Origin of the sequence: Streptomyces hainanensis (assembly GCF_004348415.1) — a bacterium.
In the GTDB taxonomy this organism is placed as follows: domain Bacteria; phylum Actinomycetota; class Actinomycetes; order Streptomycetales; family Streptomycetaceae; genus Streptomyces; species Streptomyces hainanensis.
Genome location: NZ_SMKI01000398.1, coordinates 1 through 7,429, shown reverse-complemented (window position 1 = coordinate 7,429; position 7,429 = coordinate 1). Strand labels below are relative to the sequence as shown.

Annotated in this window: 8 protein-coding genes; 1 reads left to right on the top strand and 7 read right to left on the bottom strand. The window is 73.7% G+C overall.

The window, feature by feature from the left end:
• The 7 genes from E1283_RS28145 to E1283_RS28115 all read right to left on the bottom strand — a co-directional run.
• Window positions 1–811 (bottom strand): histidine kinase dimerization/phosphoacceptor domain-containing protein (locus E1283_RS28145; RefSeq protein WP_243745158.1); only part of this gene is annotated, 811 nt, incomplete at its 3' end.
• A gap of 66 nt (window positions 812–877) precedes the next feature.
• Window positions 878–1,639, bottom strand: coding sequence for a hypothetical protein (locus tag E1283_RS28140; protein ID WP_132820977.1), 762 nt, complete (start codon window positions 1,637–1,639; stop codon window positions 878–880).
• Window positions 1,626–2,180 (bottom strand): RNA polymerase sigma factor, encoded by a 555-nt coding sequence (locus tag E1283_RS28135; protein WP_132820976.1) that lies wholly within the window; start codon window positions 2,178–2,180, stop codon window positions 1,626–1,628. Before E1283_RS28135 ends, E1283_RS28140 begins: the two co-directional genes overlap by 14 nt.
• A 90-nt stretch (window positions 2,181–2,270) precedes the next feature.
• Window positions 2,271–3,680 (bottom strand): dihydrolipoyl dehydrogenase, encoded by a 1,410-nt coding sequence (gene lpdA, locus E1283_RS28130; protein WP_132820975.1) that lies wholly within the window; start codon window positions 3,678–3,680, stop codon window positions 2,271–2,273.
• A 27-nt stretch (window positions 3,681–3,707) separates the two neighbouring features.
• Window positions 3,708–4,181, bottom strand: a complete 474-nt coding sequence (locus tag E1283_RS28125; protein ID WP_132820974.1) for a DUF6256 family protein — start codon at window positions 4,179–4,181, stop codon at window positions 3,708–3,710.
• A gap of 9 nt (window positions 4,182–4,190) precedes the next feature.
• Entirely contained in the window at window positions 4,191–4,445 is a 255-nt protein-coding gene (locus tag E1283_RS28120) for a DUF6186 family protein (protein WP_132820973.1), read from the bottom strand.
• 121 nt (window positions 4,446–4,566) lie between these two features.
• Window positions 4,567–5,547 (bottom strand): Lrp/AsnC family transcriptional regulator, encoded by a 981-nt coding sequence (locus tag E1283_RS28115; protein ID WP_132820972.1) that lies wholly within the window; start codon window positions 5,545–5,547, stop codon window positions 4,567–4,569.
• Between the two features lie 84 nt (window positions 5,548–5,631).
• On the opposite strand from E1283_RS28115, the gene E1283_RS28110 reads away from it, so the two are divergent.
• Window positions 5,632–7,071: an MFS transporter gene (locus tag E1283_RS28110; RefSeq protein ID WP_279571297.1), complete on the top strand. Its 1,440-nt coding sequence runs from the start codon at window positions 5,632–5,634 to the stop codon at window positions 7,069–7,071.
• Window positions 7,072–7,429: the final 358 nt, after the last annotated feature.

The following is a 7,429-nucleotide window of genomic DNA, read 5'->3' as shown; positions in this document are numbered from 1 at the left end:
CCGCCCCCGCGCGGCGCAGCGTCACGCGCAACGCGCCCCCCGCCAACCGTTCCACCAGCTCGGGCAGTTGGTCGAGCCCCGGCGCCGGCCCCACCGGCGCGGCCGGGCCCGCCTCGCGCAACACCGTCACCGTGGCCCGCAGTTCGGCCACCGCCTCCCGGCCCGACTCCCGCACCTGCCGCAACGCCGTCCTGGCCACCTCGGGGCGCCGGTCGAGCGCTTCGAGCGCCACCCCGGCGTGCACCGTCATCGCCGAGACGGTGTGCGCCACGATGTCGTGCAGCTCGCGGGCGATCCGCATCCGCTCCTCCCGCACCCGGCGCTCCGCCTCCCGCTCCCGCTCCGCCAGCGCGTGCCGCACCAACTCCCGCCGGCCGCGCACCGCCTCGCCGAGCAGCAGCGGCACCAGCGGGACCACCATCTCCAGCACCGGCGACGGCACCGCGCTGCCCTCCTCCTGGCCGGCCGCCACCGCGGCGCCACCGGCCAACAGCGCCGCCAGCGCCCCGACCCACAGCGAGCGCCGCCGGTCGCCGGCCAGCGCCACGTGGTACAGCGCCACCATCGCCGGCAGGTTCAGCAGCTCACCGATGTGGCCGTGCAACGTCCACACCACACAACCGGCGCCGGCCACCGCCGCCGAGGTCATCGGCCGGACGCGGTGCGCCAGCAGCCCGACCATCGAGACCGCGTACACCAGCCAGCTGAACCAGTCGTCCTCCCGCGTTCCCGGCACGTTGGACGCCAGGTCGGCCGCGGTGAGGCAGCCGACCCCGAACGTCAGGGCGAGCGACAGCAGATGGGTCCGCACCCGGCCAACGGTAGGCGCGGCGCCGCCCCGGCGGGTACGACGAGGGGAGTAGCCGGGCGGCCCGACTCAGCCGAGGACCTCCTCCAGCATCCGCTCGTCCATGGCCCAGGCGGTGATCTCCCGCTCGGCCTCCCGGAACAGCACGTGGCCCACGCAGTCGCCCGGTGTCTCGTCCGAGAGCCGCACCGTCCACCCAGACAGGTCGTGCTCAGCCCGGAGCCGGTCGACCACGGCCGGGAACTCCGCCATCGGGAAGCACTCGACGTTCCGGTAGGTCTCGTCGAGCGCCAGCCGGAACTCGGCGAGCCGCTGCTGCTCCTCCGTGACGCCGACGTACAGCACCTCGTCGTTCTCGGCGCAGACGCCCGTGCCGCCCGGGCGGACGATGATCAGGCCGGCGTCGTCCACGCAGGGGGTGACCGGGGTGTCGGCCAGCAGGGAATCCCCGCTGCCCGCCTCGATGAGCGTCCACCGGCAGACCTCGGCGAGATCGTCGGTGGCGGCGTTGAACTCCGTGTTCATGTAGGGCAGCGGGTCGTCCTCGGGGACGATCCGGTAGCCGCTCTCGGGCGCCATGCAGCGCACCAGGGTCGAGTCGACCACCGCGCCCCCGCCCGTCGCCAGCACCACGCCCGCCGTGGCCGCGCCCATGGTGACGGCGACGGCCGACGGGATCACCAGCAGCCGCCGCAGCCGGCTCCGCCCCGCGCGGCGCCGCGCCCCGGTCAGGACACGCAGCCCGTCAGGTCCCTCGGGGTCCGGCAGCGCCTCGTCCCGCACCGGGTCCGAGCCCCGCAGCACCGCCTCCAACTCCTCATCGCCGCGCATCCGTGAGCTCCCCTTCGCTGGTGTCGTGTGCGTGCCCCGAGTCGGTCAGGTGCGGCCTCAGCCGCTGCCGCGCCCGGTGCAGCCGGGTGGTGACCGCGCCGGTGCCGATGCCGAGGACGGCCGCGATGTCGTCGTGCGACAGGTCGTCCCAGTAGGCCAGCCGCAGCACCTCACGGTCGGCGTCCGACAGCGCGGCGAGCGCCGCGTCGAGATCGGGCGTGCCGGTGTCGAAGGCCGGCGTCACCACCTCGGCCCGCTCGCCGGCCCGGCGCAGCAGCCGGAACCAGCGCCGCTGCGAACGCGCCTGGTTCGCCAGCACGTTGCGTGCCACGCCGAGCAGCCACAACAGCGCCTGGTGGTCATCGTCCGGCAGCCGCGCGCGGCGCCGCCAGGCGACCGCGTACACCTCGGACACCGCGTCGTGCGCCGCGCTCCGGTCGGTCCGGCGCAGGCAGTACGCCGTCACGCGGCGGAGCGTCGAACGGAAGAGCCGTTCGAACCGCTCGGCGCGGTCGTCGCAGTCCTGTTCCTCTGAGTCCATGCCCGGCAATGTCCGGCACCTCCGCCCTCCTTACACCCCCACACGACAATGGGCCGCCGGTCACCCGGCGGCCCACCGCTCAGTGGCCGCTCACATGTTGATCATGTGGCCGGCCAGGCCGTGGACGGCCTCCTTGACGGCCTCGCCCAGCGTCGGGTGGGCGTGCACGTTGCGGGCCACCTCGTGCACGGTCAGGTCCCACTGCTGGGCCAGTGTCAACTCCGGCAGCAGCTCCGTCACCTCGGGGCCGATCAGGTGGGCGCCCAGGAGTTCGCCGTGGGTGTCGTCGCTGACCAGCTTGACGAAGCCGGTGGGCTGGCCCAGGCCGTGGGCCTTGCCGTTGGCCGTGAACGGGAACTTGGCGACCTTGACGTCGTAGCCCAACTCCCGTGCCTGCGCCTCGGTGTAGCCGAAGCTGGCGACCTGCGGCTGGCAGTAGGTGGCGCGCGGGATCATCACGTAGTCGAGCTCCATCGTCTCGGCGTCCGCGATGGTCTCGGCCGCGATCACGCCCATCGCCTCGGCCGCGTGCGCCAGCATCAGCTTGGCGGTCACGTCGCCGATGGCGAAGATGTGCGGCACGTTGGTGCGGCAACGCCCGTCCACCGCGATGGCGTTGCGCTCGGTCAGCGCCACGCCGGTGTTCTCCAGGCCGTAGCCGGTGACCCGCGGCGCGAAGCCGATGGCCTGGAGCACCTTGTCGGCCTCCAGGACCCGCTGCTCGCCCTTGGCGTCGGTCACCGTGACCCGCACCGGCGCCGACGGGTTCGCGTCGTCGATGGCGTCCACCCGGGTGGACGTCAGCACCTCGATGCCCAACTTGCGGTACTGCCGGGCCAGTTCCTTGGAGACGTCGGCGTCCTCCAGCGGCACCATCCGGTCCAGGAACTCGACGATGGTCACCTTGACGCCGTAGTTGTGCAGCACGTAGGCGAACTCGACGCCGATCGCGCCGGCCCCCGCGACGATGATCGATCCCGGCAGTTCCTCGGTGAGGATCTGCTCCTCGTAGGTGACCACCCGGTCGCTGAGTTGGGTGCCGGGCAGCAGCCGGGTGGTGGCGCCGGCCGCGATGACGCAGTGGTCGAAGGTGACCGTCTCGGTGCCGCCGCCGGTGAGCGCGACCTGGAGCGTGTGCGGGTCGGAGAAGGTGCCGATGCCGTCGTACTCCGTGATGCCGTTCTTCTTCATCAGGTAGTGCACGCCGGCGACCCGGCCGTCGGCCACCTTGCGGCTGCGCCGGAACGCCTCGCCGTAGTCGAAGCTGACGGTGCCCTCGACCCGGATGCCGAAGGTGCTCGCCTCGTGGGTGAAGGTGTGGGCCAGCTCGGCGTTGCGGAGCAGTGCCTTGGACGGGATGCACCCGACGTTCAGGCACACCCCGCCCCAGTACTTCGCTTCGATGACCGCGGTCCGCAGCCCCAGCTGGCTGGCGCGGACCGCCGCGGTGTAGCCGCCGGGGCCGGCGCCCAGGACGACGACGTCGTAGTGCGTGCTCATGAAACCTTCACGCCCTCTTTCACGCTCTCAACGGTTCGGGTGGTCGGGATGGTCTTTCTGCCTCTCCCATGACACCACGCCGTTCGCCGGGTCCCCGCCGTGCCCTGTGCCGGAGTCCACGGCCGACCCGCGGCGTCGGCCGGCGCCGGGCCCGGTGCCCGGCCACCTGGCCCTGATCCGGCTCCGCACCCAGGCCAGGCCGAGGAAGAGCGGATAGACGACGGCCATCAACGACAGCGTGCCGGTCGTCGCGTCCTTCACGAAGTCGAAGTTGTGCCGGGCCAGGCCGCCGAAGTAGCCCACGACCACCACCATCAGCAGCAGCCAGCCGCCCACGAAGGTGCCGGCGAGCTGCCGGGCGAACTCGGGCCAGCCGGCGCGCTCCGGGTGGCGGCGGCGCGGATGGCCGTCCGGATCCTCGCGCACGAGCCGTACGCCCACCCGGAGGTAGATCATCACGAGGACGTAGATGACGGCGATGGAGACGAGTCCGAGCACCATGCCGGACCGCTATCCCACGGGCCCGGGGCCGCGGAGCAGGAAATGCCAGTTCTGCACGAAGGCGTGCCAACCGAACCAGATCCAGGCGGTGAACAGCGCCCAACGGCCGAACTGATGGCGCATCGCGGCCCCCATGGCCTGGCTCAGGGTGGGATAGGAGTCGGTGGGTTGCAGCATGCCGATGCCCTCCCACGTGAACATGGCGGCGAACAGGATGACCCACACGAGATACCCGAACTGGGCGTGATGCGGCATTTCTGACATAGAGGCATCGTCCTGCACGACCCTCGTCCCCCGTGGGATTTACGGTCGGCCTTGTCGGGACCGGGACGCGGACCCGCCGCCGGACCCGCGACCAGACCCGCCGCCGGTTTCATCGTGGGTCCTACCGCCAGTCCTGTGGCGAACGGGCCGCCGGGCCGCGCGGCACGATGCCCTTGATCACCCGCAGGGACGGCGAGATCTCCATCCGCTGCACGTCGGGCAGCGCGGCGATCCGGTGGGTCAGGTAGGAGTAGAGCGAGGCCGCGTCGGTGCAGGTGATCGACGCGAAGATGTTGCTGTCGCCGGTGATCGCGGTGCAGAACGCCACCTCCGGATGGGCGGCCAGCGCGGCGCCGGTCGCGGCGAGCCGGGCCGGCGGCACGGTCAGCCACACGCACACCCGAGCCCCGAGGCCGAACAGCCGCCAGTCGGACTCCACGTCGAAGTAGAGCGTGCCGTTCGCCCGCAGCTCCGCGAGCCGCCGGCGCACCGTGGCCGGCGCCGACCCGGTGGCGGCGGCCAGCTCCGGCACCGGCGCCCGCCCGTCCTTCCGCAGTTCGGCCAGGAGCGTCCGGTCCTGGTCGGTCAGCCCGGCCACCGGCCCCGGTGGCGGCCCGGGCTCCGGCGTCGCCAACCGCTCGATCTGCGCCGGGGTGAGCGTGCCGATCTTGTTGACCATGTTCTGCGGGCCGCCGAAGTAGGTGTGCAGGTGGCACTGCGCGCTCATCCGCGTGACCTGGCGGCTGTGCGGCAGCCGGTCGAGCAACGAGCCGCCCTCGCCGATCCTGACCGCCAGCACGATCTCCGTGCCGCCCGAAACCAGCGAGACCCACATCGTGTCGTCGCGCCGCGCCAGCGCCTCCGCCAGGTCGGCGGCGGCGACCGGCGGGCAACCGACCCGCACCGTCCAGAGGGTCGCGCCGACGGCCCGCGGCCACGTCATCCCGCACACCTGGAGCGCTCCCACCGACCGCAGCCGCGCGTAGCGGCGGGCCACCGTCTGGTCGGAGACGCCCAGGATCTCGGCGATCAGGGTGAACGAAGCCCGGCCGTTGAAGTGGAGCGCCTGGGTGATGTCACGGTCCAACGTGTCGAATTCCACCGGGTCGAGGCTAGTCCAAGTCGGAAAGCGCTGTTCTGGTGCTGATAGCTAGGGAATCAGTGGCCGGCTCACCAGCCTGGTGCCGTGTCTTCTGAGAACAAGGGAAAGTGGTGGCCGCTGGTCGCGGTCTGCCTCGGAAACTTCATGCTGCTGATCGACGTCACCATCGTCGTCACGGCGCTGCCGCGGATGGCCGAGGACCTGGACGCGGGCCTCACCGACCTCCAGTGGGTGATGGACGCCTACGCGCTGGCGCTCGCCGCGCTGCTGATGGCCGCCGGCGCGGCCGGCGACATCCTCGGCCGCCGCCGGGTCTACGTGCTCGGCCTGGCCGGCTTCGCCGTCTCCTCGCTGGCCTGCGCGCTCGCGCCCGACGCGAGGACGCTGATCGCCGCGCGGGCCGTGCAGGGTCTCGCCGCCGCGGCCATGTTCGCCACCAACGCGCCGCTGCTGGCCGCCGCCTACCAGGGCCGGGACCGCGGCGTCGCCTTCGGCGTCTGGGGCGCGGTCAGCGGCGCCGCCTCGGCGCTCGGCGTGCTGCTCGGCGGAGTGCTGACCCAGTACCTGGAGTGGCCGGCGATCTTCCTGGTCAACCTGCCGTTCAGCGCGCTGACCATCGCCCTCACGTGGCGGTGGATCGCCGAGTCGCGGGGCGACGGCGGTGCGCGCGTCGACTGGCCGGGCACGGTCGCGTTCACGCTGACCGCCGGAGCGCTGACCTACGGCCTCATCCGGGGCGGCGAGGAGAGCTGGACGGACGGCGTGACGCTGGCCTCCTTCGTGGTCGCGGCGCTCGCCCTTGCGGCGTTCGTGGTGGTCGAACGCCGGTCCGCGCACCCGCTGCTCGATCTGCGGCTGATGCGGCAACCGTCGTTCGCCGCCCTGATGGTGGCGGGCATGGTGCTGACGGCGTCGGCCTTCGCGCACTACGCGTTCACCATGCTGTGGCTCCAGGACGTGCAGCACCTCAGCCCGGTCCGCGCCGGCCTCGCGGTGGTGCCGATGGCGGCCGCGGCGTTCGTCGTGGCGGGCGTCGGCGGCCGGCTGCTCCAGCGGGTGCCGCCGTGGGCGGCGGTCAGCGGCGGCCTGCTGCTGATCGGCGCCGGCGCGCTGGCGCAGACCGCGATCTCCGCCGACTCGTCGTGGACGGTGCTGGTGCCGGGCCTGGTCCTCACGGGCGTGGGTGTCGGCATCGCCATCCCGGTGCTGGTCTCCGCGGCGTTGGCGGCGGCGCCGCCGGAGCGGGCCGGCATGGCGAGCGGTGCCGTCAACACGTTCCGCCAGCTGGGCTTCGCGCTGGGCGTCGCGGTCCTCGGCACCCTCTTCGCCGACCGCGTGGCCACGGCCGCCGGCCCGCCGGCGGCGGCCTTCGCGGCCGGCCTGGACCGCGTCTACCTCGTCGCCGGGCTGGCGGCGGTCTGCGCCGCGCTGCTGGTGGCGGCCGTGGCCATGGCCTCGCGCCCGGCGGGCCGGCGGTCCGCCGCCGCGGCGCCACCGCGGCGGACCCGGGTGCCGGCGGGCTGAGGCCGGGGGTTTTCCCCCACCCTCCCCCAGCCTGGCGGCTGGGGGAGGGCTCGTGGGCGAGCCGGCCCGCGGCCGCAGCGTTCGGCCGGCCCGGCCCGGCCCTTCCCGGCCCGGCCGGGCTTCGCCCGGGCCGGGGCCGCGGGCTCCGCGCGGTGCGCGGCAAGGGCTTCTCGGCGGGCGGTCGGCGCGCCTTCCCTCGGCCCCGGGGGCGTCCGGCGCGCAGCGCCGTGCCCGGCCGCCGGCCGGTCCGGCCGGCGGCCCCGCGCCCTTCCCGGCCTGCGGCCGGGCGCGTGGGGAGAAACCCCTACCCCGCCACCGCCGTACCCACCGCCACGCCCGCGAACGTCGCGCCCAGTCC